The sequence below is a fragment of the Nocardia sp. NBC_00508 genome, assembly GCF_036346875.1.
Classification (GTDB): domain Bacteria; phylum Actinomycetota; class Actinomycetes; order Mycobacteriales; family Mycobacteriaceae; genus Nocardia.
The window spans coordinates 6,192,952-6,217,013 of record NZ_CP107852.1 but is presented as its reverse complement, the minus strand read 5'-3'; the positions used below and the strand labels follow the sequence as shown (position 1 = coordinate 6,217,013).

The window sequence follows — 24,062 nt, the reverse complement described above, 5'->3', positions numbered from 1 at the left end:
TGACTATTCGGACCGGAGGGCCGAAAGGACCGCTTTCGCGGTAGCCACGCCGATGCCGGGAACCTCGGTGATCTCTTCGACCGTGGCCTGCTTCAGCTTGGCCACCGACCCGAAATGGGTGACCAGCGCGGTCCGCCGCGCCGTGCCGAGGCCGGGCACCGAATCCAGCGCCGAGGCGATCATCCGGCGCGAGCGTTTGCTGCGATGGAAGGTGATGGCGAAGCGATGCGCCTCGTCACGGACCCGCTGCAACAGATACAGCGCCTCGCTGTTGCGCGGCAGGATCACGGGTTCACTCTCCCCCGGCACCCACACCTCCTCCAACCGTTTGGCGAGGCCGATCACCGCGACGTCGGTGATGCCGAGTTCGTCGAGCACCTCGGCGGCCGCCGCCACCTGAGGCGCGCCGCCGTCGACCACGTACAGGTTGGGCGGATAGGCGAATTTGCGCGGGCGTCCGGTGTGCGGATCGATACCGGGCCGCGAGGTGAGGTCGAGCGCGTCGCCGTCCTCGCCGGCCGCGGCGAGATCGTCGCGCTCCACCATGTCGCGTTCGCGGCGCAGCTTGAGGAAGCGGCGGCGGGTCACCTCCGCGATGCTGCCGACGTCGTCGGAGCGGCCTTCGCCCGCGGCCTCCTTGATCGCGTAGTGGCGGTACTCGGATTTGCGGGCCAGACCGTCCTCGAAGACCACCAGCGAGGCGACCACATCGGTGCCCTGCACATGACTGACGTCGACGCATTCGATCCGCAGCGGCGCGCTATCGAGGTCCAACGCGTCCTGAATTTCTTGCAGCGCTTGCGATCTCGAAGTGAGGTCGCCGGCTCGCTTGAGCTTGTGCTGGGCCAGGGCCTCCATCGCGTTGCGCTGTACGGTCTCGGCGAGCGCCTTCTTGTCCCCGCGCTGCGGCACCCGCACTTTCACCGCCGAGCCACGCAGCTCCGACAGCCACTGCTGGACCTGCTCCACATCGGCGGGCAGCTCCGGCACGAGCACCTCACGTGGCACCACGGTCGCGGGCTGCTCCTCGGCACCCTGCTCGGCCACCGCGACCTGCTCGCCGTAGAACTGGGTGAGGAACTGTTCGACGAGGGCGGCGAGTTCGCCACCCGCGCCCGGGACGTCGACGGCGTCGCCCGACTTGTCGACCACCCAGCCGCGCTGACCGCGCACCCGGCCGTCGCGCACGTGGAAGACCTGCACCGCCACCTCCAGCTCGTCGGTGGCGAAGGCGATCACGTCGGCATCGGTCCCGGTGCCGAGCACCACGGCCTGCTTCTCCAGCGCGCGGCGCAGCGCTTGCACGTCATCGCGCAACCGGGCGGCGGCTTCGAAGTCGAGGTCTTCGGCGGCAGCGTGCATGCGCCGTTCCAGCTCGCGGACCAATCGGTCGGTGCGGCCGGCCAGGAAGTCGCAGAAGTCCTCGACGATCGCGCGGTGCTCCTCGGCGCTCACCCGCCCGATGCACGGCGCCGAGCACTTATCGATGTACCCGAGCAGGCAGGGGCGTCCGATCTGGCCGTGCCGCTGGAAGACTCCGTTGGAGCAGGTGCGCGCGGGAAACACCCGCAGCAGCAGGTCGAGGGTCTCGCGGATCGCCCAGGCGTGCGCGTACGGGCCGAAGTACCGGACACCTTTGCGGCGCGCCCCGCGGTAGACGAACAGCCGCGGGTACTGCTCGTTCAACGTGACCGCAAGCACCGGGTAGGACTTGTCGTCCCGGTAGCGGACGTTGAAGCGCGGATCGAATTCCTTGATCCAGTTGTATTCCAGCTGCAGCGCCTCGACCTCGGTGGAGACGACCGTCCACTCGACGCTCCCAGCCGTGGTGACCATCTGCCTGGTGCGTGGGTGCAGATTCGCCACGTCGGCGAAGTACGAGTTCAGCCTGCTGCGCAGGCTCTTGGCCTTGCCGACGTAGATGACCTGCCGATGGGCATCCCGGAATTTGTAGACACCGGGTTCGACGGGAATCGTGCCCGGCGCGGGCCGGTACGTCGCTGGATCTGCCACCCATCCAGCCTAGCCACGGTGACCGACAGCCCCACACGGCAGCGTCGCGGCCGGTCAGGGTTCCCGGACGCCGAACCAGGCCTTGGCTTCCGGTTGGCACAGCAGGTGCACGACCACCGCCGACGTGCCGAGCGAATAGGCCGCGGCGACGATCCCGACCAGGGGCGGGACGGTCTCCAGGTCGCCGAGCGCAGAGCACCCGAGGGCGGCCTGCATGATCGCCAGCGCGATCGCCAGGCTGCGGATCGTGCGCGCGCCCTCGGCGAATCCGAAGACGAGCAGGCCGAGCGCCCAGGCGACGCAGAACTGAGTGGACGCCGCGGCTGCCGCGTCGCCGCCGCGGGTCAGGTTCATCAGCACCGGATACGCGATCGCGAATCCCGCCAATCCCGCGACGGCTTCCCGCACGTCGCGAACCGCCACCGGCATGGCCGTTTCCACGCCGACGGATGGCTCCTCACCCGAAAACGCCATGCTCACAGCCGTACCCCCGTTGGTACCCAACGAACCGACGCACCTGACGACCACGCCGATTCGCACGGTAACACGGTGGCGACCCGGGCAACTCGGACTTCGGCAATCGGAGCGGGCGCGTGCGGAATGCCGGCTACTCCACGAGGCCGTGCCGACGCAGAGCGGTCAGCAGCGCGTCCGGGCGTTCGGCGGTGGGCAGGGCTTGTACCAGGGCGAATCGGCTGCCGAGCGCAGCGGCGCCGCCGTCGGCCTCGGCGCTGTCGCCGATCATCAGCGCCGCGTCGGCGGGCACACCGAGTTCGTCCAACGCGGAGTGGAAGATCTCCGGGTCGGGCTTCATCACGCCGACCTCGTAGGAGAGCGTGAACGCGCCGACCAGGCGGTCCCAGCCGCGCGCCGCGAACGACGGGCGGATGTCGAACGGGATGTTGCTCACCACCGCGACCGGAACATCCTGTACCGCGAGCAGATTCAAGACGACTTCGCTGTCGGGATAGGGCGTCCACTCCAGCGGGTCGAGCAGCCGGGCATACAGCCGTTCGGCGTCCGCGTCGGTGGGGACACCCGACTTGCGCAGCACCTCCATCATCGCGATGCGATGCAGCGCGGGATCGAGGTCGCGGTTGTCCCACGCGTACTTCGTCTCGGCGTCGAATTCCACGATCTGGTCCACCGGCGCCGTCATCCTGCGCATGATCTCGGCCTTCTCGTGCACGTCGAACGCCCGCCCATCGGACCAGGTCAGATCCTCGTACCAGGATTCGTCGTCCTCCAGCCGAAACAAGGTCCCGGAAAAGTCGAACAGCACCGCCTCGATCGCCACCCGGCCAGCCTACCGACGGCACGCCCGGCGCCGCAGGGCCGCGCGGCTCGGCCCTCCGTGCTCGACACTCGCTGCCGCCATGACGATTTCGTCCGTGGGAAGGAAAGCGGCGCAGGCGGTCGGTGGCTGGCGCTAGAGTCCCCCGCATGTGGCGCAAGCAAGGAACCTGGGTGGCCGCGGTGGCGGCGTTCGTACTCACCGTCGGGATGGCCACGGCATGTTCGTCCGGCGAGGACCACGCCCACGGCGTCTGCGAGACGGTCCCCAACGGCACGCCGGTCACCGCGACCGCGACCGGGCCGGCGGGGAGCGGCACCAAGGACCTGAGCACGAACCCGGAGATAGCGAGCGGCTATCGCACGGGCATGACCCCGGTGCGCACGCACACGTTCGCGGTCTCGACCGCCAACCCCCTGTCGACCAAGGCCGCCTGCGAGGTGCTGCGCGACGGCGGGACGGCGGCGGACGCCCTGATCGCGGCGCAGACGGTGCTCGGGCTGGTCGAACCGCAGGCCTCCGGCATCGGCGGCGGCGCGTTCCTGCTCTACTACGACGCGAACACGAAGACCGTGGACGCCTACGACGGCCGCGAAGTCGCACCGGCGGCCGCGACCGAGAACTATCTGCGCTGGGTCAGCGACACCGATCGCACCGAGCCCAAGCCGAACGCACGCGCCAGCGGCCGCTCGATCGGAGTGCCCGGAGTGCTGCGCATGCTCGAGCTGGCGCACCGCGACCACGGCAAAACCGCGTGGGGCGAGCTGTTCGACCCCGCCATCGGGCTGGCCGACCGCGGGTTCCCGATCAGCCCCCGCCTTGCCGGTCAGATCGCGGAGTCGGCGAAGGACCTCGCGGTCGACGAGGGCGCCAAGGCGTACTTTCTCGAGCCGGACGGCAGCCCGAAGGCCGTCGAGACCGTGCTCACCAATCCGGCCATGGCGAAGGCGCTCGGCGCCGTCGCCGCCGAGGGCGCGCAGGCCTTCTACACCGGCGCCATCGCCCGCGACATCGTCGAGGCCGCGGGCCGGTCCTCCGGCGGGCGCACGCCGGGCCTGATCACGACCGAGGACCTGGCCGGTTATCAGGCGAAGAAGCGCACGGCCTTGTGCACCGGGTACCGCGAGCGCGAGATCTGCGGCATGCCCAGTCCTTCCTCCGGCGGCATCGCCGTCGCCGCCACGTTGGGCATCCTGGAGAACTTCGATCTGGCCACCATGCGGCCGGACAATATCGATCGCAACGGTGGACGGCCGAACGCCCAAGCGGTGCACCTCATCTCGGAGGCCGAGCGGCTCGCCTACGCCGACCGCAACAAGTACGTGGCCGACACGGATTTCATTCCGCTGCCGGGCAATTCCGCACAGACCCTGCTGAACAAGGACTATCTGCGGCAACGCGCCGGGCTGATCGATGCCAACCGCAGCATGGGCACCGCACAGCCCGGCGACTTCGGCCCGGTTCCGCTCGGCGTCGGCCCGCAGCCGCCCGAGCACGGCACCAGCCATATCTCGGTGGTCGACGAATACGGCAACGCGGCGGCCATGACCACCACCGTCGAGTCCGCGTTCGGTTCGTTCCACCTGGTCGACGGCTTCGTGCTGAACAACCAGCTCACCGACTTCAACGCCGACCCGCTGGGCGCCGACGGCGTGCCGGTGGCCAACCGCGTGCAGCCGGGCAAGCGCCCGCGCAGCTCGATGAGTCCCACGCTGGTGTTCGACAGGGCCCCCGACGGCGCACGCGGCGAGCTCACCCATGTCGCCGGTTCGCCCGGCGGTTCGGTGATCATCCAGTACGTGCTGAAAACCCTGGTCAACATGTTCGATTGGGGTCTGGACCCGCAACAAGCGGTCTCCGCAGTCGCCTTCGGCGCCGGGAACAGCCCGTCCACCGGCGTCGGCGGCGAGCACCCGGCGATCAACGCCGCCGACAACGGCAACCACGACCCGCTCGTGCTCCGGCTCCGCGAACTCGGCCACCAGGTGTCGGTCGCGCCGCAAACCAGCGGCCTCAGCGCCCTGAAACGCGACGGCGCGGACGGATGGATCGGCGGCGCCGACCCGCGCCGCGAGGGTGCGGTCCTCGGCGACACGCGCTGATCCGAGAGTCAGTTCGCCCGCACCATCGGGTACACGACGAGACCGTGGTCGATCGTCAACTCACCGTGTGGTTCGAACCCGAAGCGCTGATAGAACGGCACGGTGCCGTGGCTGTCCGAGATCAGGAAGCAGGGCTGCTCGGCCGACGACAGCCGCCGCTCCAGCAGTGCCGTCGCCAGTCCCTGCCCTTGCGATCCGGGCAGCGTCCCGATTGCGGCCAGATACAGGTGGGGCGTCGCCGGTCGTGCCCGTTCCAGCTGGCGCCCGGCGGCCAGCGCCCGGATCGTGCTCCTGCCCGTGGCTCGCAGCATCGTCAGCGGCTTCGCCATCGGCGACACCACACCGGCGGGTTCCCACAGCGCCACGCAGGCGAGGTTTCCTTCCGCGTCGTGCGCGAGGTCGACCAGCCCGTTCTGCCTACGCGACGCGATGCGTGCATCCCAGAACAGCGGCAAGGCTTTCCGCCGCCGTCGCGAACGCGGCCAGAAGTAGATCATCAGCGGATCGTCGGCGAAAGCCGCCGCGAGAACGCACGCACCCGGCTCCATACCGGCGAGGCTAGACCAGCGCCGAGCACCGCGCGAGACGGACGAACCCGGGGTTGCACGCCTCGGTCGACGCGCCCCGAGTGATCAGTCGTTCCCGGAGTACTTCGCGCCGAGTTCGCGCAGCCGGGCCATCGCCCGCGCGGCGTGCTCCTTGTCGTTGGAGCGGATCGCCAGCATCGGCACGTAGTCGTCGCCGACCAATTCCAGACGCGCCCAGGACTTCCGATCCGGGAACGACACGCCTCGGACGTACTCCCACGGGAAATCGTTGTCGCCCAAGACGTTCCGCACGGACACACCGCGCGAGCCCACTCGCACCCTCGGTCTGGTCAGCAATAGCACCGCCGCAGCGCCGAGCAAGCCGATCCCGATCATCGCGATCTGGTCGGCCACACGGAAGTTGACGCCGGTCGACCCGCTGCGCAGCCAGATACCGCCCGCGGTGAACGCGGCAGCGATCAGCACCGCCACGACCCAGGCCGACCGCACCGCGCGCCGCGGGCGCACCTCGAACTCCCACTCGGGCGTATCGCCGGGCGCCGCGGGCGAGCCCGCGTTCCTCCGGAAGATACGTACCACCGGCATCGCTACGCGGACTGCCGCAGGGCGCGCAGCGTCAGCGCGGCATCCAACGCCGCGGCAGCCGCCTGCTCGCCCTTGTTCTCGTGCGACTCGGGCAGCCCTGCCCGATCCAGCGCCTGCCGCTCGTTGTTCGTGGTGAGCACACCATTCGCGACCGGCGTGCCCTCGTCCAGCGATACTCGGGTGAGCCCGGCGGTCACCGCGTCGCAAACGTACTCGAAATGCGGTGTGTCACCGCGGATGACCACGCCGAGCGCGACCACCGCGTCGTGCGACCTGGCCAGCTCCTGGGCAACCACCGGCAGCTCCATGGCGCCGGCGCAGCGCACCAACGTGATGTGCTGGACGCCCGCGTCCTTGGCCACCCGCTCGGCATTCGCGACCAGCGTGTCGCAGATCTGGGTGTGCCAGCGCGACGCGACGATGCCCAAGGTGAGGTCCTTGGCATCCTCCAACGCGAAAGTCGGTACCCCGGTACCGCTCATCAATGTCCGCCTTTCCGGTCGGCTCGCAGTTCAGTGCGCCGTCTCGCCGAGATCGAGTTCGTCCAACCCGATCAGGTCGTGTCCCATTCGGTCCCGCTTGGTGCGCAGGTAGTGCAGGTTTTCCGCATTGGCGCGCAACGGCATCGGCACCCGCTCGGTGATCCGCAGGCCGTAGCCGTCCAAACCGACCCGCTTGGCCGGGTTGTTGGTGAGCAACCGCATCGAGCGGATGCCGAGATCCACCAGGATCTGTGCACCGGTGCCGTAATCGCGGGCATCCGCGGGCAGCCCGAGCTCGAGATTCGCGTCGACCGTGTCGTGTCCGGAATCCTGCAGCTGGTAGGCCTGCAACTTGTGCATCAGGCCGATGCCACGCCCTTCGTGACCGCGCATGTACAGCACCACACCGCGCCCCTCGTCCGCGACCATCTCCAGCGCGGCGTCCAGCTGCGGACCACAGTCACAGCGCAGCGACCCGAACACGTCTCCGGTCAGGCACTCCGAGTGCACGCGGACCAGGATGTCCTCGCCGACGCTGATATCGCCGCGCACCAGCGCGACATGCTCGACCTCGTCGTAGATGCTCTGATAGCCGACGGCCTTGAACTCGCCGTGCGCGGTGGGGATGCGCGCCTCGGCGACCCGCACCACATGCTTCTCGTGCTTGCGCCGCCAGGCGATCATGTCGGCGATGGAGATCAGCGCGAGCTCGTGTTCGTCGGCGAAAACGCGCAGTTCCTCGGTGCGGGCCATATGGCCCTCGTCCTTCTGGCTGACGATCTCGCAGATCACGCCCGCGGGCCGCAGACCGGCCATGCGCGCCAGATCGACGGCAGCCTCGGTGTGACCGGGACGACGCAGCACCCCGCCGTCCTTGGCGCGCAACGGCACCACGTGACCGGGGCGGGTGAAGTCGTCGGCCTTCGCGTTGGCGTCCGCCAGCAGCCGCATGGTGGTGGCGCGGTCGGCGCCGGAGATGCCGGTGGTGATGCCTTCGCGCGCGTCCACCGAGACGGTGTAGGCGGTGCCGTGCTTGTCCTGGTTCATCGCGTACATCGGTGGTAGGCCGAGCCGATCGCAATCGTCGCCGGTGAGCGGGACACAGATGTACCCGGAGGTATAGCGGATCATGAACGCGACCAGCTCCGGGGTGGCCTTCTCCGCCGCGAAGATGAGGTCGCCCTCGTTCTCGCGGTCCTCGTCGTCGACGACGACGACCGCCTTACCGGCTGCGATGTCGGCGACTGCGCGCTCGATGCTGTCGAACCTGGTCACGTCTGCTGTGCTCCATCTCGAAATAGGTGCCTCACCACAGTACTGTGCTTGTTTTGCCGCGCCTGCGGCACGGCGTGTTCGCGGCTGTGCTTGTTCGGCCGCGACTCCGTCGCGGCGTGTTCGCGGCCCCCTTGTGGCTCGGGCCGCGAACGGGGAATGCTCGGTCTCGCTGCGCTCGAAAACAGGAGCTGGGCCGACGTGGTTGCGTCCGGTAGCAGGCGCGGGACCTGGCGTTCGCTCCATGCCGATGGCTCGCGGACAAACGAATGCCATTGGCTGTCTTGCTGCTGACGCGGTCGCGCCCGAGACCGAGCAGATCGGAGCAGGCAGGCAGGCCGCACTGAGACGTGCAGAGAGGAACCGTGGCGACGTCGCATTCGATTCGGCCGCCCTGACGGGTGCGCGGCCACGGACGGTGCTCCCGGTCTCGCGTCTTCTTCTTGTCAGGACGAGCGGGTGGGACACGGCTAGCCGCGCTGTTGGAGGCGTTCGACGTACTTGGCGATCACGTCTGCTTCCAGATTCACGGTGGTGCCGACAGTGGCGGAGCCGAGATTGGTCAGCGCGAGTGTGGTGGGGATGAGCGAGACCTCGAACCAGTCCCGGTCGCCGGTCTCGGTGGGCTCGTCGGCGACCCCGAGTCCGGAGACCGTGAGCGAGATGCCGTCGACGGTGATCGAACCCTTCTCCACGACGTAGCGGGCGAGGTTGTCGGGAAGTGAGATCCGTACCACGTCCCAGTTGTCCGACGGGGTGCGCGAGAGCACGGTGCCGGTGCCGTCGACGTGGCCCTGCACCAGGTGGCCACCGAGCCTGCTGTTCAGCGCGGCGGCACGCTCCAGGTTCACCCTCGCGCCGATGTCCAGCTTGCCGATGCTGGAGCGGTTGAGCGTCTCGGCCATGACGTCGGCGGTGAACGAGTCGCCGCCGACCACCTCCACGACGGTCAGGCACACTCCGTTCACCGCGATCGAATCACCGTGCCCGGCATCGGAGGTCACCAGCTCGCCCTTGATCGTCAGCCGCGCGGCGTCGGCCAGCTGCTCGCTGGCGACGATCTCGCCGAGTTCCTCGACGATGCCTGTGAACATGTGCCCTGACTCCCTGTGTCGTTGTCGTCCGGTTGGGCCAACAGCGTGGGCACCGGCCGCTATTCCCGCGCCCGCTCAGCCTAACGACGCCGGATCGTAGGAGACAGCGGGCGTTCCGGTTCGCGGCAGCGGCACCGACGACCGGACCGGAAGCAGACCGGCCGCCAGGCCCACGCGCCGCGAACAAGCTGATGTCATCGAAAGTGGAACAAAATATGTCCAGACGTTCGGAAATTACCTGCCGTACTAGAGTGTGATAATTGTTCCAGGCAATTTCCGATACCGTGCGAAGCCATTCATCCGAGGTCGTCGACCGCGTTCATTGATCGGTACCCCATCGCGACACGGTTATAAACGATAATTTGCACGCGGACGACCCGGGGGCGATATCGTTATCCGGCTGACTTCTCCCGTTCAACTTTCCGTATGAGCAGTTCGATGTGACGGATCGACCAGGCGTCGGGCCCAGGCGCACGAAGCCCGGCGCCGAGGTCCCTACACGAGAAAGCCGGAAGAACAGTGAGACAAATCGAGTCCGACAGCGCTGGGGGCGCGATGTGACCACATTTCTCGATGCGACGCCGGAAATTCGCTGCGTGCGGTATCGCCGCGAATTCCAACTGCCCGCTTCGGTAGATCCCGGCTCGCGCCGCATTCTGCTGCATATCGGCATCGATTACGGGGCCGTCAGCATGCCCGACGAACTCGGCGAACAGGTGCTGCGACGACTCGGCGAAGACGGAATCGCCGGTCCGGTCGTCGACCATCCGCGCGCCCGGCGCTGGACCTTCCTCACCGGCCCCGCCCAGCCCGGCGTGCTCGGCACCGCGGTCTCGGCCGCATTGTTCCGGCTGTACGTGACGGTGGCCGGTGCGGGCAGCCAGGTCGTGCTGCCGTCGCCGGAGGACGAGCGCACCGGCTATCGCATCTGGATCCGACCGCCCGAGGCTGCGGCGCGCCGACCGCCGCTGGACGCGGCGATCACGGCGATTCGCAGCATCGCCGCGACGAAACTCCGAGCCAGGTAGCGCTTTCAGCGCGCTTGCGCCGAGGCCGCCTGCCTGCGCAAGGCCTGCACGGTGGCTCCCGGGTCGGCGGTGCCGTAGACCGCGGACCCGGCGACGAAGCAGTCGACGCCCGCCGCCGCGGCCGCCTCGATGGTGTCGGTGTTGATGCCGCCATCGATCTCGACCAGCAGCCGAAGCTCACCGGCATCGACCAGGTTGCGCACGATGCGCGCCTTCTCCAGCACCTCCGGGATGAAGGACTGTCCGCCGAAACCCGGCTCCACGCTCATCACCAGCAGCGTGTCGAACTCGCGCAGAATCTCCAGATACGGCTCGATCGGTGTGTTCGGCTTCACCGAGAGCCCCGCTTTGGCGCCGGCGGCGCGGATATCGCGCGCGACCGCGATCGGGTCGTCGGTCGCCTCCGCGTGGAAGGTCACGTTGTGCGCGCCCGCCTCGGCGTACGGCGGCGCCCAACGGCCCGGGTTCTCGATCATCAGGTGGCAGTCCAGCGGGATGTCGGTCGCCTTCAGCAGGCTCTCGACCACGGGAAGGCCGATTGTGAGGTTCGGCACGAAGTGCGCGTCCATCACGTCGACGTGCAGCCAATCGGCGCCTGCGACGACGTCTGCCTCGTCCGCGAGGTGCGCGAAGTCGGCGGACAGGATGGAGGGAGCGATCATCGGCGCGGCCGGACGCGGGTAAATCGGGTTGGACACAACGCCGCAGTCTAATGGCCGCGAGGGTTGTCCAGCGCGGGAGTGGGTAGCCTGCATAGGGTGATCAATTTTTCGGCGGAACAGGGGCTCTACAGCACCCCGGTGGAGATTCGGGTGGCCGCGTCGGTGACACAGCTGCCCATCGTGCGTGGGCTCGCCGAAACCCTCGTCCTACTCAGCGATTTCACGCTGGACGAGGTGGCCGACGTCCGGCTCGCCGTCGATGAGGTCTGCTCGACGCTGATCGCGGTCGCGGCCCCGGAAACGAGCCTGAACTGCCGATTTACCGTCGGTGACACCGAACTGCTCGTGCGGGTCGACGGCATCGCGGAGAAGCCGGGACTACCGGACCAGCGCAGCTTCGGCTGGCACGTCCTGCGTACGCTCACCGACGCGGTGGAGGCGACGCAGGATTCGTTCGACACGACGGTTTCCGGATATCCGACGACGGTGGAGTTCCGTCGGGTCCGGGGGAAGGCGTAGTGGCGGACGAAGACACCGTGTTCGACTCCCAGCACGACGACGCCGACACCCTGACCACGGAGGACGACGCCGAGGACGTCGAGGAAAGCGAAACCATCGAAGCCGCGGGCGCGGTCCCCGGATACGACGATGTCGGTCTGCTCTTCGAGCAGCTTTCGGCCAGTGAGCCCGGCTCGGCCCGGCACACGGCGCTGCGCGCGGAACTGATCAGCCGCTGCATTCCGCTCGCCGATCACATCGCGCGCAAGTTCAGCGGCCGTGGTGAGCCGTTCGACGACCTGACCCAGGTGGCCCGGGTCGGTCTGGTGCACGCGGTGGACCGCTTCGACGTCGAGCGCGGTTCGAATTTCCTGTCGTTCGCGGTGCCGACCATCATGGGCGAGGTCCGCCGATACTTCCGGGACAACACGTGGGCGATGCGAGTCCCCCGGCGGGTCAAGGAGACTCACCTACGCATCGGCGCGGCGATCGACTCCCTATCCCAGACGCTCGGACGCTCGCCGACCGCGAAGGAGATCGCGGCGGAGCTGGACGTGGACCCGGACGAGGTCACCCAGGCCGTCATCGCGGGCAACGCCTACCAGCCCAGTTCGATCGACGCGGCCACGCTCGGCCGCGACACCGACGCCTCGCTGCTGGACACCCTCGGCGAGGAAGAGTCCCAGTTCGACCGGGTCGAGGAGTACGTCGCGATCCGGCCGCTGCTGGCCGGGCTGCCCGAGCGGGAGCGGCGCATCCTCACCATGCGGTTCTTCGAATCGATGACCCAGACCCAGATCGCCCAGCAGATGGGCATCTCCCAGATGCACGTGTCGCGCATCCTCGCGAAAACCCTTGCCCGCCTGCGCGAACAGTCCAGCCGGGAATGACCGGGCTCACCGGGCTTCGCGGTCGCGCAGTCGGCGCGACTTCGCCGGAGCGGTGAGCCACCAGGCGTCGTCGAGCAACTCGCGCAGCTGATCGGGCGCGACGCGATCCAGATCGATCAGGATGTAGGCGTAGCCGTCGTAGTGCGGCGTGGTGTAGAAGGCCGGATCGCCGGAGGCGAGCAACGCCTCCTTTTCGGCCGGATCGCAGGCCAGTACGAGCCCGCCCTCCGCCTCGCTGCGCAGCCGGGCGAACCCTTTGCCGCCGACCTTCAACCCCGGACTGCGCCACCAGGTCGATTCCTCGACCTCCGGGAGTTCGGTCGCAAGCGCCACCACGTCCTGCCAGGTCATCGTCATGAACCGAGTGTGCGGCATGGCCTGGGGTCCGGCTTGGACAAATGGAATGTCGCGGCGGCTCAGCGTGGTTTGCGCAGCGCGGCCAGGTACATCGCGTCGGTGCCGTGCCGGTGCGGCCACAGCTGCGCACCCGGTCCGTCCCCGACGTCGGTGACGCCGGGCAGCAGATCGCGGGTGTCCAGTTGTTCCGCGCCGAGACGGCGCACCGCATCGGCGACGATCGACACGGTCTCCGGCAGATGCGGCGAGCAGGTCGAGTACAGCACGACACCACCGGGACGCACCAGATCCCAAGCGGCGGTGAGCAATTCGCGCTGCAACACGACCAGATCGCGAACGTCCGCGGGGGTGCGCCGCCAACGCGCCTCGGGTCTGCGCCGCAGCGCCCCGAGGCCGGTGCACGGCGCGTCCACCAGGATTCGGTCGTAACCCGGGGGCAGTCCGCTGGCGCGACCGTCGGCGACATGGACGTCCACGGGGAGGTCGCGCACGGCCTTGCGCACCAGTTCGGCGCGATGCGCGGCCGGTTCGACCGCGTCCACCCGGAAGCCATCGATCGCGGCGATCGCCCCCAGCAACGCGGCCTTGCCACCGGGTCCCGCGCACAGGTCGAGCCAGCGGCCGTTGTCCGGCCCTTCGAGCGCGGCCCGGGTCAGCGCGAGCGCCACCAGCTGGCTGCCTTCGTCCTGCACGGCCGCCATACCTTCGCGCACCGGCTCGAGCTTGCCGGGGTCGCCTCCGTCCAGATACACCGCGTACGGCGACCACCGGCCTTCCGCACCGCCGGTGACCAGCGCGAGTTCCTCCGCGGTGATGTCGCCGGGCCGGGCCACCAAGTGCACAAGCGGACGGGCGTCGTCGGCGGCGAGCATGTCGCGCAGCTCCCCTGCTCGCGCGCCGAGCGCATCGGCGAACGCCTGCGCGATCCACGCCGGGTGGGCGTACTCGAAAGACAAGCGCCCTACGGGATCGGCGGGTGCGAGCGCATCGACCCACTGCTCGATGGTCTTCTCCGCCGCCCGCCGCAACACAGCGTTGACGAAACCGGCCTTGCCCGCGCCGAACTCGGCGCGGGCCAACACCACCGAGGTGTCGACCGCCGCGTGCGCGCCGATCCTGGTCCGCAACAGCTGGTAGACGCCGAGCCGGAGCACGTCCAGCAGCGGTCCGTCGATCTCCTCGATCGGCCTGCCCGCTCCCTTGGCGATCACCGCGTCGAGCAGCCCCAGCGACCGGCAGGCGCCGTAGGCGAGTTCGGTCGCCAACGCCGCGTCCCGCCCGGATAATCCCCGTTCCCGCAACAGCGCTGGCAGGACGAGATTGGCATAGGCATCGCGTTCGCGGACCGCTCGCAGCACATCCCTGGCGACCACCCGAGCCGGGTCGGCCGGTTCTTTCCGGTCCGATCGACCGGTAGCCCGGGAGCCTTGTCGCGCAACGGCTTTCGATCCGCTGCGGTCCGGGCGTCGCTGGGGGGAACGGTCCGCCCGGCCCGCGCGCTGTGCCGCGGAGGTGCGCTGTTCGTCCCGATCACGACCGCGGCTCTCGCCTCGGGCAGGCTGTTCGGCCGCCCGCGGCCGATCGGCGCCGTTCCGGTCCTGCTGCCGTCCGGCGCTGGACGGCGCAGGCTGACCGGCGGTCGGTCCGGTCTGATCGGACCGATTCGGGCGGCCGGATCGCTTCACACGCTCGCGCGCGGCATCCCGTTCGTCACGCCGCCGATCGCGGCCGTCGTCCTCGCGCGGGCTCACTCGACCACCGCGCCGGGCCGCAGGCGGGCGCCGCGCGCCCAGTCGAGCGCGGCCATCATCCGCTTGCCTTGCGGCTGAACCTGATCGAGCCGCACGGCGGTGGTGGCGGTGCCGACGAAGACGCCGGACTTGCGGACCTCGATCACCCGCTCCGGCAGCACCTCCTCGACCAGCTCGACCGGACCGAGTTTCAGCCGGGTGCCGTCGACCTCGGTCCACGCACCCGGGGCGGGGGTGACCGCGCGAATACGCCTGCTGATGGCCAGAGCGGGCTGGTCCCACCGGACATGCCCCGCCTCGACGGCAACCTTGGGCGCGTACGACACGCCGTCGGTGGACTGCGGCACCGCCTCCAGCGTGCCGTCCTCCACGCCGTCCAGCGTCACTTCCAGCAGCCGGGAGCCGCTGTCGGCCAGGCGCTGCAGCAGCGTACCCGCGGTGTCGGTGACGGAGATCTTCTCGGTCACCATGCCGAACACCGGTCCGGTGTCCAGTCCGGCCTCGATCTGGAAGGCCGACGCGCCGGTGACCTCGTCACCCGCGTCGATCGCCGCCTGCACCGGCGCCGCGCCACGCCACGCGGGCAACAGCGAGAAATGCAGGTTGATCCAGCCGAAGCGCGGTATGCCGAGCACCGGCTGCGGCAGCAGCGCGCCATACGCCACGACAGGACAGCAGTCCGGCGCCAATTCGGTGAGATGTGCGACGAACTCCGGCTCCGACGGCCGCGCGGGCGTGAGCACCGGGATGCCGTGCTCATCGGCCAGCCTGCCGACCGGCGACCTGGTCACCTTCCGTCCGCGCCCGGCCACCGCGTCCGGTCGGGTCACCACGGCGATCACCTCGTGGCGCGACGATTCCAGCAAGCGCCGCAACGACGGCACCGCCGGTTCGGGGGTTCCCGCGAAGACGACGCGCATCAGCGACCCAGCCCGAACGGGTTGGGCCGGCCCGCACCGCTGATCGACCGGGCGGGGCGCACCGTCGCACCCGCGGCGAACCAGTCGGATTCGCGGATGACCCGCATCGCCTCCTTACGCTGAGCCGGGTCGAGACGATCGATGAACAGGACGCCGTCCAGGTGATCGGTCTCGTGCTGCACACACCGCGCCAGCAGTCCCTCGGCCTCGAACGCGACCGGCGCGCCGTCGAGGTCCACACCGGACGCGCGCACGCGCAGCGCCCGCCGCGTGTCGTAGCGCAGGCCGGGAATCGACAAGCATCCCTCCGGGCCGACCTGTTCTTCGTCGCCGACGACTTCCCACTGTGGGTTCACCAGATGTCCGGCCGCATCGCCGGTGTCGTAGACGAACACGCGCAGCCCGACTCCGATCTGTGGCGCGGCCATGCCGACCCCGCCGTCGTCGTGCATGGTCTCGGTCAGGTCGGTCACCAGCTGCCGCAGATCGCGGTCGAACGCGGTGACCTCCGCGGCGCGGGCACGCAGGATGGGATCACCGAACAGGCGAACGGGCTGAATGGTCACGGCTGGCTCCCGGGAGCGGACGAACAGGTCGATTCATTCTAGTGAGACGACCGCAAAATCCCCGATTCACCAGCCAGGAGCTGGTAGAACTCCTATGCGGTCCGGGCGGGGTGTCGATCCCTCCGCCCGGCCGCCCGGAAAATGGCCTGGTCAGCGACCGAAGATGACCTCGACCTGCTGTTCACCTGCCGATTCACGACACGTCGTTGCATTTCACAACAGAACGCGGTCGGGCCGCAGGCTCTGGCGAATCCGGGCAGCTACGGCACCGGCGTGCAGGCCGGTTGGAATACCGGTGCCGCGCAGCAGGCGGCGGCCATCTTCAAGTAGCCGATTACCGGACGTCGGGTATCACCGTGGCCCCTGGTCGCCGGGCGTGGCCTTGTGGTTGCCATCCAGGATGTGCCGGAGCCCGTGGTCGTCGATCAGCGGGTCCTCGAAGTCGACGACGACGCGGCTGCGACCCAGCAGGCGCGGTGTTCCGCCGATGCGGGTTTCGACCGCGCGCGTACTCCCGACGGTCGTGTCGGCGGTCAGTGTTCCGGTGAATTCGGTTCCGTACGGCGAAATCGCGCGCACGGTCGTGCCGACGGCGATCTTCTGCCGGTGTCGCAACCAGGCCAGCAGAGCGGTGGTGCCCGTGCCGGTCGGGCCGTAGCAGATGACGGAGGGCTCCATGTACACCGCGACGCGCACGACCCACCGCCCGGCGTCCGCGCTATGCACGGACCCGGCCAGCATGCTCAGCCGCAGCGGTGGCATGGCTCCGAGGACCGGATGCGTCATTCGCGATACCGGTGCCGCGACCGTGTGGAAAGCGTCGAGGAAGCGCCTCAGCTCCGCAATGGGCGTTCGTGTCAGGTCCATTCCGATGGCATCGGCGTCGACCAGGGCATAGCAGGTGCCGCCGTATACGAGGCTATAGCAGACAGTTCCCCATTCCCCGACCTCGACGCTGCAGTCGTCCGCGGCGACAAACCCGGGCAGCGCGTCGTAACTCACCGATTCCACGGTCGTGCCCTGGCCCGAGACCCTCAACGCCGATACCCCGGCGGGGGTCTCCAGCAACAGTTCCCGGCTGCCGCCGGGCAGTGTCAATCGCCCAACTGCTGCCAACGCGGCCACCGCGCACATGGCGTTGGATCCGGAGAAGCCCGGATACCCCATGGTCCCCATGATGATGAGGCCGAATTCAGCGCCCGGCGCCGACGGTGCGACAACAAGATTCACGCTCACCGTCGGGTCGCCGTGCGGCTTCCCGATCAGCATCCGACGCAGTCCATCGGCGGTGCCCTCGAGAAACCGGGCACGTTCGGCCACCGACTCACCGGGCAGCCGCACCACGCCGCCGACGATGACCCGACCGACATCACCACCGGCATGCGCATCAACGATATCCAATATCGGCAGGCCGCCGAACCCCTCGAGATCCCACACGCTCACAAAGCTCTACCACACCAAGACCGCTGCCATCCAGTCGACCCGACGGGGATCACCGTCCGATGCGAAGCACGAAACTTGCCCCCGGCACAGGGCTCAACAGCTCGAGGGTCGGGGAAGGTCATGGACGCTCGACTATCGCTGTCGCGGTGTTTGAGGCGTTCAAGCACACTTTCGGGCGTGATCGACCAATCCGAGCACGAGCCGGCTGCCGCGGCCTTCTATGCCTTGTTGATCCGCACCGCTCCCGTCTCGGGGTCGATGTCACGGACCAGCAATCACCGACTTCACTCGGCCGCTCCCTGAAGCCGGGCGGGCGTCGATCCCTCCGCCCGGCCGCCCGAGTTCAGGAGTTCCCGGCGATGATCACTTCCGGGATGCCGGTGCCGAGCGGGACCGGCCTGCACACCGGGGCGGGACTGCTCGGCTCGAGCACCGTGAGCAACAACTCCTGCACGAACAGGTCGTACACCATGTGGAAGTGTCCGGTGAGATCGGACGGGCAGAGATCCTGCAGTGCGATGTTCCGCGCGCCGGGCCCGCGCAGGGCGATGTTGTCGAACGGCTGGATCATCTCGTCGACCCGGCTGCCGATGGTGACGTACCGCACTTCGGGCACCGTATCGCCGCCCGCGTTGAGATCGAGCATGATCGGTGAGCCTTCGGCCTGCTGCACGGCGGCGAGCGACGTCACCCGGGCGAAGGCGTCCAGAGCGCCGGGGATCGACTGAGCGATCGGCACCAACCCGTACATCACACCGCCGTACGTGGGCGAGGCCAGGCCGATCCATTGCCCGACCTTGGCCGCGCCGCCGAGCTTGTTGACGTAGTAGCGGGTCACGTTGGCGCCTTGCGAGAACCCGACCAGATCGACCTCGCTCGCGCCGGTCGCCGCGAGCACTTGGTCGACGAACACGCGGACCTGGTGGGCGCTCAGCACCAGATCCTCGGTACCGTAGCTCTCCGCGCCGGGGCTGCCGCCGTAGTTCAGCGCGAACACGCAGAATCCGGCCGCGGCCAAGCGGGGCGCGATGGCCGACCAATCGGAGTAAGCGGTGGAGTCGGTCCCGTGCGCGAGTACCACCGGCCGGGGGTGGGCCGTGTTCGGTACGCAGCCGAAGTCGTTCGTGCCCATCGGCGTCACGTTCGGATGGCTCTTCTGGTACCACGCGGCGGCCAGATGGTCGGGCTGCGGAGGCGCGGCGTGCATCGGCACGTCGGCCGGGCGGAAACCGGCCGGCTCGGCCGTCGCCACTCCGGAGCCCAGGACGGCGGCTCCAGCGATGACAAAGACCAGCACCACCCTCCGCAAGTGTGAATAACCCCAAGCTCTCAAACCACTCGGCTGTCGCATATCACAATGATCTCTCCGATCGGCTCGAAATGCCCGCCGTATCGGGGTGTTTCGCCTCCCCTACTTCTCGGGGGTCTCGTCTTCGGCGAGAATCCGGTAAAGGGACTTGCGAGTCTCCGTGAGCAGCTCCGCCGCACGCGCCGCCTGTTGCGGCGTGCCGGCGGCTGCGACCTGCGCGACCGCGCCCATCAGCTGTCCCACGAGTGCGCGCAGGTCCATCGCCTGGGCTCCGACGTCCTGCTTGACCTCCGCCCACGGGTCGCCCAATTCGTCCCGGTGAGCCGTGACGTACTCGGTGCCCGTCTCGGTCAGCTTCGCCGTCTTGCGCCCGGCGACCTTCTCGATGAGCACGAGACCCTCGTCCTCCAGCTGCGCCAGCGCGGGGTAGATCGACCCCGGGCTCGGTCGCCAGATATCGTCGCTGCGCTCACGAATCTGCTGGATGAGTTCGTAACCGTGCATCGGCCGCTCGGTCAGCAGCAACAGGACGGCGGCGCGCACGTCACCGCGTCTACCCCGGCCGCCGCGACCGCGACCGAAGTGCGGTCCGAATCCGGGTCCGAAACCCGGCCCGAACTCGGGTCCGAAACCATGCCTGCCACCACGGCGGAATCGCCGCCCGCGGTCGAAATCCTCATGGTCCGGCCGCGGCCTGCGGCCGCGTCGTCCGAACTCTCGATGTTCCCTGTGTTCCATGTCGGCCTCCCAAGGCTCTCGTGTGTGATTCATTTTATCGACGATATATCGGCAATGCATCGAGCGCAAGGAGTGTGCCAAGTCGAAGGTCAGCCGGCACAGACTCGGACGCACACCATCTGCGACCTTGTGCCGCATCGCGGGAAGGACGTGATGAAGGGCGAGATCCCGGTCAGGACTCGACGCGATCGGGTAACTCCTCGGTGTCACCACATGACCGAGTCGCGCTCGGCCCAGCTGATGAGAACATGACGCCACCGCCGACACGAAGTCCCCGGCGTGAGCACAAACGAGCGCACCGGCCGATCAGTGGAGAGCGCCTTCGCGCTCAGGAAACGAGCGAGTCGATCCAGCGCTCCAGCCGACGCCCCTCGGCGACCATGAGCTCGGGTTCATGGAAGGTATTGGTGAGCAACGAGATCCCCTGATATGCCGCGATCAACGCCACCGCGAGCTCATCGGCGTCGCCGCTACGCATGCCCGCGAATTGCCGCTCCACCCAGTCGATCAGTTCACGCAGTGCGGCCGCCGCCTCGCGGTCGAGCCCGTCGGCGCGCTTGCCCAGCTCCGCCGCCAAGGTCCCCGTGGGGCAGCCGAACTGCGCGGCCACGTCCCGCTGATCCACCCAAGTGCGCACCAACGCCTTGAGCCGGTCCTGCGGCGCCTCGTGCTGCTCCAACCTGGCGATCAGGTCCCGAAGACCACGCCTTTGCGCGCTGATCGCGGCCTCCACCAGCTGATCCTTCGTTTTGAAGTAGTAATACACGTTGCCCACCGGAACCTCGGCGGACCGGGCGATATCGGCGATCGTGGTCTTCTCGACGCCCTGTTCGTGAAACACCCGAGCCGCTGCCGCGGCCAACCGCTCCCGCTTGCCCGCTTGTGCTGTCGCGTCGGATGAGTTAGTCACACAACTAACTATAGACACGGCGTCCACGATCGGCTACGTTGCTTTTAGTCAGTCAACTAACTCAGGAGCTGCACCATGATCGTTGTCACCGGAGCGACCGGAAATATCGGCGCACCGCTCGTGCGCCTGCTCGCCGATGCGGGCGAGGAGGTGACCGCCATCTCGCGGCGGGGCACGGACCAGCCGCTGCCCGACGGCGTCCGTTCGGTGCGCGCCGATCTCAGCGACCCGGACAGCCTCTCTCCCGCCGTCACCGGAGCCGACACGCTGTTTCTCTTGGTCGCGGGCGAGCAACTGGTCGCAGGCCCGGAGCCCGAACAAGTGCTGAAAGTCATCGCGGCGGGCGGCGTGCGGCGGGTCGTCTTCGTGTCCTCGCAAGGTGTGGCGACCCGACCCCAAGCCGCGGGATACGCCCGGCTGGTCGCCTACGAGCAGGCGATCCGAGAGTCCGGGCTGGACTGGACATTCCTGCGACCGGGAGGGTTCTTCTCCAACACCTACGCATGGGCGGAATCGGTGCGCACCGAACGAGTGGTCGCCGCGCCATTCGGCGATATCGGACTGCCGTCGGTCGATCCGGCCGACATCGCCGCGGTCGCGGCGGCCGCGTTGCGCGACGACCGGCATGCCGGACAGGTCTACACGCTGACCGGACCCGCGCTCGCCACACCGCGGGATCAGGCCGAGGCGCTCGGCGCGGCACTCGGGGAACCGCTGCGATTCGTGGAATTGACCAGGGCACAAGCGCATGCGGCAATGCTCCACTTCATGCCCGAGCCGGTGGTCGAGCACACGCTGACCATCCTCGGTGAGCCGACACCCGCCGAACAGCGAATCAGCGCCGACATTCCGCGTGTACTCGGGCGCCCCGCCACGGACTACGCCGCCTGGGCCGCACGCAGTCGAGCGGCATTCGCCTGATCGACGTACCCGGCACCGATCGTTCCGGGGTGGATTCGAGATGAGCGGAGCGATCCTCGGCCGCGGTCACGCGTGGCCGCGGCCGAGGGACCGGTCTCCCCGGTAGGCGACACCGCCGGAGGTGGATACGACGCGATCTCTCGCGACCGAGCGATGCGGTCGCCTGGTCAGCCGATGTCGATCGGATCGATCTGGACGCGCAGCGGTGCGTCGGAGCGGTGCGTGCTGCGGACCGCCTGGGCCGCGCGCAGAGCACCCGCCAGCGCCGCGCCGTAACCGCGTTCGACCCGCAGCAGGATGCGCTCGACCTCGACGGGGGAATCGCCGGAGGAGAAGGGCTTGCGGGCGCCATCCGGGAGCGGCACCGGCCCGAGCTGGTCGACGATGTCGGGAAGCTCGGCCGCGGCGAGCAATTCGGCGATGGTGGCAGCGGTGCCGTCGACGGCCGCCAGACGGACCGCGGGGGGGAAGCCGACCTCGGCACGGGCGGCGACCTCGGCACGGGCGGCGCCCACCGGGTCCCAGCGGACCAGCGCCTGCACGGTGGGTATCGAGGGCTCGGCCATCACGATGACCTGCCCGTGCGCGCGGACCAGCGCGGCGGCGGCCATCCAGCGGCGCAGCGCGTCCTCGGCGGCCCGCAGGTCGGCGCGGCCGAGCAACGCCCAACCGTCGAGCAGCAACGCGACGCCGTAACCGCCGGGTACGACAGGCTCGGCGCCCACCGTCGCGACAACCACTTGCGGTCCCGGCTCCACGGTGTCGAGCACCGCACCACCGCCGGAACCACGAATCGTCACATCGGGAAACGCGCGGCCGAGTTCTTCCGCTGTGCGGGCCGCGCCGATCACCACCGCGCGCAATACGCGCGACCCACAGCTGGTGCAGCGGAACGCGGCTTCGGTGATCCCGCACCAGCGGCATGCGGGACTCTGGACGGCCGCGCTGGACTCGGCAGACGGGCCGCGCTGCCGATGCGCTTCCGGCAGCGCGAGCGGCCCGTTGCAGTGCCTGCATCGGGCGGGCGTGCGGCATTTCGCGCAGGCCAGTGCGGGAATGTAGCCGCGACGCGGCACCTGAACCAGCACCGGCGCCCCCTCCTTCAGCGCGGCACGGGCGGCCGCGAACGCGACGCCGGGAATCCGGACCGCGCGCGCGACCGGATCGCGTTCCAGTGCGATGTCGCTGTCTCCGGGGGCACTGATCCGCGGCGCGGCCTTACGCAGGACGGCTCGGTCGGCAACCAGGTCGTGCGCCCAGCCGGAATCGACCACAGCCTGGACCTCCGCGGTCCGCGCGAAACCGGCCGCCACGAACGCGGCCCCGGTCTCGTGCGCTCGCAGCATCGCCACCTCGCGCGTGTGCGGATACGGAGCGCGCGGTTCGGCGTAGGTGTCATCGCCGTCGTCCCAGAGCCCGATCAGGCCGAGATTCACCGCCGGTGCGAATACCGCGCTGCGCGTGCCGACCACCACGCGCGCCGAACCACGCAGCACCGCGAGCCAGCGCCGGTACCTGGCCGCCGGTCCGAGACCGGCCGCGAGTCCGACCGCCGAATCTCCCACCAGCCGAACGCATTCCGTCAGTACTCGGTCGAGATCGCGTTGATCGGGCACCATCAGGATCGCGCTGCGCCCCTGCGCCGCCACCACAGCGGCGAGTTCGGCCAGCCGCCGTGGCCAGTCTTCGCCGGGCAGTGCTTGCCACGCCGCCCGCGCCCCCTTTCCTTGCGCGAGCGCGGTGACGAACGCCGGGCCGTGCACGTACCGCTCCCATGAAGCGATCTCCACCTCGACGCCGGAAGGTGCCGGTGACCGCGGCGGATCGGCAGGAGAGAGCTGGTTCGCGGGCCGATCTTCGACGACGGCGTCCCATTGTTCGCCGCTCACCGCGTCGACCGCGCGCGGCCCATCCTCCTCCGAAGACCCATCACCACCGGACGCATCGGCCTGGTCCGTGGTCCGCGGGTAGGGTCGCTCGCTCGCCGGACGGGGCTCGTCGGGTTCAGTCGCTCGAAAAGATCCGGTGCTCGCCCCTCGTGCGGGCTCACTCACGTCGGCAGGAGAAGCCGACACACCATGCGCCTCAGCGGAATCCGGGAATGGTATGGATCTCGACACGGTAGCGGAGACGTCGATCACATCATCTGTTCGGGCCGAAGATGTTGCGACGCCGGCAGTCTCAGCGACGGCTCCGCTGGCTTCGCCGTCTCCCGCCAAGCGTTCGACCGAAACAGCCTGTGCCGCAGCGGGCTCGGCGGACTTCTTCGTCCCGCCGGATTCGGTGCGGGCGTGGCGCGGCGGAATGGCCAGCCGCAGGACGTCGGCGCGGGTCCCCGCGTAACGCGCGGCCACCGCCGTGGCCAGCTCGAGGATTTCCGGCGTCAGCACACGCTCGCCGGAGACGACGCGTTCGAGCTTGACCAGCTTGCCTTCGTGGTCGCTGCGTGCCAGCCGCGCGAGCAGGTAACCGTCGACGAGGCGACCCGCGAAACGGACGCGCACCCGCACCCCCGGCTGGGCGAGCTCGTCCAGCTCGGGGGGCACCAGGTAGTCGAAGTCACGGTCCAGGTGCGCCGGTGACAGCAGCGGAAGCACTCGGGCGATCGGCTGCTCCACGGCTGCGGGACCCGCGGCCGGACGGTCCGCCGGGGTGGCGGGGTTGTCCGCCGCGGGTTCG

General features: G+C 69.1%; 24 protein-coding genes. 6 read left to right on the top strand and 18 right to left on the bottom strand.

Features of this window, described 5'->3' with window-relative positions; genetic code table 11:
• Positions 1-3: 3 nt before the first annotated feature.
• From uvrC to OHA40_RS27965, 3 genes are all read right to left on the bottom strand, one after another.
• Positions 4-2,013 carry an excinuclease ABC subunit UvrC gene (gene uvrC / locus OHA40_RS27975; protein WP_330229830.1) on the bottom strand — a complete coding sequence of 670 codons (2,010 nt, stop codon included), beginning with the start codon at positions 2,011-2,013 and terminating at the stop codon, positions 4-6.
• Positions 2,014-2,067: 54 nt separating this feature from the next.
• Entirely contained in the window at positions 2,068-2,487 is a 420-nt protein-coding gene (locus OHA40_RS27970; protein ID WP_330229829.1) for a hypothetical protein, read from the bottom strand.
• A 133-nt stretch (positions 2,488-2,620) separates the two neighbouring features.
• The gene (locus OHA40_RS27965; protein ID WP_330229828.1) at positions 2,621-3,310 is read right to left on the bottom strand and encodes an HAD family hydrolase; all 690 of its coding nucleotides are present in this window, start codon (positions 3,308-3,310) and stop codon (positions 2,621-2,623) included.
• A gap of 146 nt (positions 3,311-3,456) precedes the next feature.
• Between OHA40_RS27965 and OHA40_RS27960 the strand changes: the two genes are divergently transcribed.
• Positions 3,457-5,409 (top strand): gamma-glutamyltransferase family protein, encoded by a 1,953-nt coding sequence (locus OHA40_RS27960; protein WP_442943829.1) that lies wholly within the window; start codon positions 3,457-3,459, stop codon positions 5,407-5,409.
• A gap of 8 nt (positions 5,410-5,417) precedes the next feature.
• Here the strand turns inward: OHA40_RS27960 and OHA40_RS27955 are convergent, their stop codons facing one another.
• From OHA40_RS27955 to OHA40_RS27935, 5 genes are all read right to left on the bottom strand, one after another.
• Entirely contained in the window at positions 5,418-5,957 is a 540-nt protein-coding gene (locus tag OHA40_RS27955; protein ID WP_330229827.1) for a GNAT family N-acetyltransferase, read from the bottom strand.
• Between the two features lie 84 nt (positions 5,958-6,041).
• On the bottom strand, positions 6,042-6,542 hold the full coding sequence (locus OHA40_RS27950; protein WP_330229826.1) for a PH domain-containing protein: 501 nt from the start codon (positions 6,540-6,542) through the stop codon (positions 6,042-6,044).
• Between the two features lie 2 nt (positions 6,543-6,544).
• Positions 6,545-7,024, bottom strand: coding sequence for a 6,7-dimethyl-8-ribityllumazine synthase (gene ribH / locus OHA40_RS27945; RefSeq protein WP_330229825.1), 480 nt, complete (start codon positions 7,022-7,024; stop codon positions 6,545-6,547).
• Between the two features lie 30 nt (positions 7,025-7,054).
• Positions 7,055-8,299, bottom strand: a complete 1,245-nt coding sequence (locus tag OHA40_RS27940; RefSeq protein ID WP_330229824.1) for a bifunctional 3,4-dihydroxy-2-butanone-4-phosphate synthase/GTP cyclohydrolase II — start codon at positions 8,297-8,299, stop codon at positions 7,055-7,057.
• A 467-nt stretch (positions 8,300-8,766) separates the two neighbouring features.
• On the bottom strand, positions 8,767-9,390 hold the full coding sequence (locus OHA40_RS27935) for a riboflavin synthase (protein ID WP_330229823.1): 624 nt from the start codon (positions 9,388-9,390) through the stop codon (positions 8,767-8,769).
• A gap of 557 nt (positions 9,391-9,947) precedes the next feature.
• Here OHA40_RS27935 and OHA40_RS27930 point away from each other — a divergent pair.
• Positions 9,948-10,418 carry a hypothetical protein gene (locus OHA40_RS27930; RefSeq protein ID WP_330229822.1) on the top strand — a complete coding sequence of 157 codons (471 nt, stop codon included), beginning with the start codon at positions 9,948-9,950 and terminating at the stop codon, positions 10,416-10,418.
• A 5-nt stretch (positions 10,419-10,423) separates the two neighbouring features.
• Here OHA40_RS27930 and rpe read toward each other — a convergent pair whose 3' ends face one another.
• Entirely contained in the window at positions 10,424-11,080 is a 657-nt protein-coding gene (gene rpe, locus OHA40_RS27925) for a ribulose-phosphate 3-epimerase (protein ID WP_330234410.1), read from the bottom strand.
• A 96-nt stretch (positions 11,081-11,176) separates the two neighbouring features.
• On the opposite strand from rpe, the gene OHA40_RS27920 reads away from it, so the two are divergent.
• Positions 11,177-11,599, top strand: a complete 423-nt coding sequence (locus OHA40_RS27920) for an ATP-binding protein (RefSeq protein ID WP_330229821.1) — start codon at positions 11,177-11,179, stop codon at positions 11,597-11,599.
• On the top strand, positions 11,599-12,468 hold the full coding sequence (locus OHA40_RS27915) for an RNA polymerase sigma factor SigF (protein ID WP_330229820.1): 870 nt from the start codon (positions 11,599-11,601) through the stop codon (positions 12,466-12,468). The genes OHA40_RS27920 and OHA40_RS27915 overlap by 1 nt, the downstream gene beginning before the upstream one ends.
• A 6-nt stretch (positions 12,469-12,474) precedes the next feature.
• Here the strand turns inward: OHA40_RS27915 and OHA40_RS27910 are convergent, their stop codons facing one another.
• The 4 genes from OHA40_RS27910 to def are packed head-to-tail and all read right to left on the bottom strand — an operon-like array spanning position 12,475 to position 16,062.
• A complete protein-coding gene (locus tag OHA40_RS27910) occupies positions 12,475-12,825 on the bottom strand; it encodes an MmcQ/YjbR family DNA-binding protein (RefSeq protein WP_330229819.1) in 351 nt (116 codons plus the stop codon).
• Between the two features lie 59 nt (positions 12,826-12,884).
• A complete protein-coding gene (locus tag OHA40_RS27905; RefSeq protein ID WP_330229818.1) occupies positions 12,885-14,576 on the bottom strand; it encodes an RsmB/NOP family class I SAM-dependent RNA methyltransferase in 1,692 nt (563 codons plus the stop codon).
• The gene (fmt, locus tag OHA40_RS27900; RefSeq protein ID WP_330229817.1) at positions 14,573-15,496 is read right to left on the bottom strand and encodes a methionyl-tRNA formyltransferase; all 924 of its coding nucleotides are present in this window, start codon (positions 15,494-15,496) and stop codon (positions 14,573-14,575) included. Before fmt ends, OHA40_RS27905 begins: the two co-directional genes overlap by 4 nt.
• Complete coding sequence (gene def, locus OHA40_RS27895; protein ID WP_330229816.1) at positions 15,496-16,062, bottom strand: peptide deformylase; 567 nt, start codon at positions 16,060-16,062, stop codon at positions 15,496-15,498. Before def ends, fmt begins: the two co-directional genes overlap by 1 nt.
• 141 nt (positions 16,063-16,203) lie before the next feature.
• On the opposite strand from def, the gene OHA40_RS27890 reads away from it, so the two are divergent.
• Positions 16,204-16,392 (top strand): hypothetical protein, encoded by a 189-nt coding sequence (locus tag OHA40_RS27890; protein WP_330229815.1) that lies wholly within the window; start codon positions 16,204-16,206, stop codon positions 16,390-16,392.
• A gap of 21 nt (positions 16,393-16,413) precedes the next feature.
• On the opposite strand, the gene OHA40_RS27885 is transcribed toward OHA40_RS27890, so the two are convergent.
• The 4 genes from OHA40_RS27885 to OHA40_RS27870 form a co-directional block, all read right to left on the bottom strand.
• Entirely contained in the window at positions 16,414-17,499 is a 1,086-nt protein-coding gene (locus OHA40_RS27885) for a proline racemase family protein (protein WP_330229814.1), read from the bottom strand.
• A gap of 349 nt (positions 17,500-17,848) precedes the next feature.
• Positions 17,849-18,805 (bottom strand): esterase/lipase family protein, encoded by a 957-nt coding sequence (locus OHA40_RS27880; RefSeq protein WP_442943828.1) that lies wholly within the window; start codon positions 18,803-18,805, stop codon positions 17,849-17,851.
• A 111-nt stretch (positions 18,806-18,916) separates the two neighbouring features.
• Positions 18,917-19,552 (bottom strand): PadR family transcriptional regulator, encoded by a 636-nt coding sequence (locus tag OHA40_RS27875; protein WP_330229813.1) that lies wholly within the window; start codon positions 19,550-19,552, stop codon positions 18,917-18,919.
• 328 nt (positions 19,553-19,880) lie between these two features.
• On the bottom strand, positions 19,881-20,462 hold the full coding sequence (locus OHA40_RS27870; protein WP_330229812.1) for a TetR/AcrR family transcriptional regulator: 582 nt from the start codon (positions 20,460-20,462) through the stop codon (positions 19,881-19,883).
• Positions 20,463-20,537: 75 nt separating this feature from the next.
• Here OHA40_RS27870 and OHA40_RS27865 point away from each other — a divergent pair, with 75 nt between their 5' ends.
• Positions 20,538-21,383: an SDR family oxidoreductase gene (locus tag OHA40_RS27865; RefSeq protein ID WP_330229811.1), complete on the top strand. Its 846-nt coding sequence runs from the start codon at positions 20,538-20,540 to the stop codon at positions 21,381-21,383.
• A gap of 167 nt (positions 21,384-21,550) precedes the next feature.
• Here the strand turns inward: OHA40_RS27865 and OHA40_RS27860 are convergent, their stop codons facing one another.
• Positions 21,551-24,001, bottom strand: coding sequence for a primosomal protein N' (locus OHA40_RS27860; RefSeq protein ID WP_330234408.1), 2,451 nt, complete (start codon positions 23,999-24,001; stop codon positions 21,551-21,553).
• Between the last annotated feature and the right edge of the window lie 61 nt (positions 24,002-24,062).

What these genes read in the sequence shown, in the direction of transcription:
- OHA40_RS27865 (WP_330229811.1), top strand. Translation starts at nt 20,538, where the DNA reads ATGATCGTTGTCACCGGAGCGACCGGAAATATCGGCGCACCGCTCGTG.
- OHA40_RS27950 (WP_330229826.1), bottom strand. Translation starts at nt 6,542, where the DNA reads ATGCCGGTGGTACGTATCTTCCGGAGGAACGCGGGCTCGCCCGCGGCG.
- rpe (WP_330234410.1), bottom strand. Translation starts at nt 11,080, where the DNA reads ATGATCGCTCCCTCCATCCTGTCCGCCGACTTCGCGCACCTCGCGGAC.
- OHA40_RS27890 (WP_330229815.1), top strand. Translation starts at nt 16,204, where the DNA reads ATGGCCTGGTCAGCGACCGAAGATGACCTCGACCTGCTGTTCACCTGC.
- fmt (WP_330229817.1), bottom strand. Translation starts at nt 15,496, where the DNA reads ATGCGCGTCGTCTTCGCGGGAACCCCCGAACCGGCGGTGCCGTCGTTG.
- OHA40_RS27935 (WP_330229823.1), bottom strand. Translation starts at nt 9,390, where the DNA reads ATGTTCACAGGCATCGTCGAGGAACTCGGCGAGATCGTCGCCAGCGAG.
- OHA40_RS27875 (WP_330229813.1), bottom strand. Translation starts at nt 19,552, where the DNA reads ATGGAACACAGGGAACATCGAGAGTTCGGACGACGCGGCCGCAGGCCG.
- OHA40_RS27910 (WP_330229819.1), bottom strand. Translation starts at nt 12,825, where the DNA reads ATGACGATGACCTGGCAGGACGTGGTGGCGCTTGCGACCGAACTCCCG.
- OHA40_RS27970 (WP_330229829.1), bottom strand. Translation starts at nt 2,487, where the DNA reads ATGGCGTTTTCGGGTGAGGAGCCATCCGTCGGCGTGGAAACGGCCATG.
- ribH (WP_330229825.1), bottom strand. Translation starts at nt 7,024, where the DNA reads ATGAGCGGTACCGGGGTACCGACTTTCGCGTTGGAGGATGCCAAGGAC.
- OHA40_RS27960 (WP_442943829.1), top strand. Translation starts at nt 3,457, where the DNA reads ATGTGGCGCAAGCAAGGAACCTGGGTGGCCGCGGTGGCGGCGTTCGTA.
- OHA40_RS27955 (WP_330229827.1), bottom strand. Translation starts at nt 5,957, where the DNA reads ATGGAGCCGGGTGCGTGCGTTCTCGCGGCGGCTTTCGCCGACGATCCG.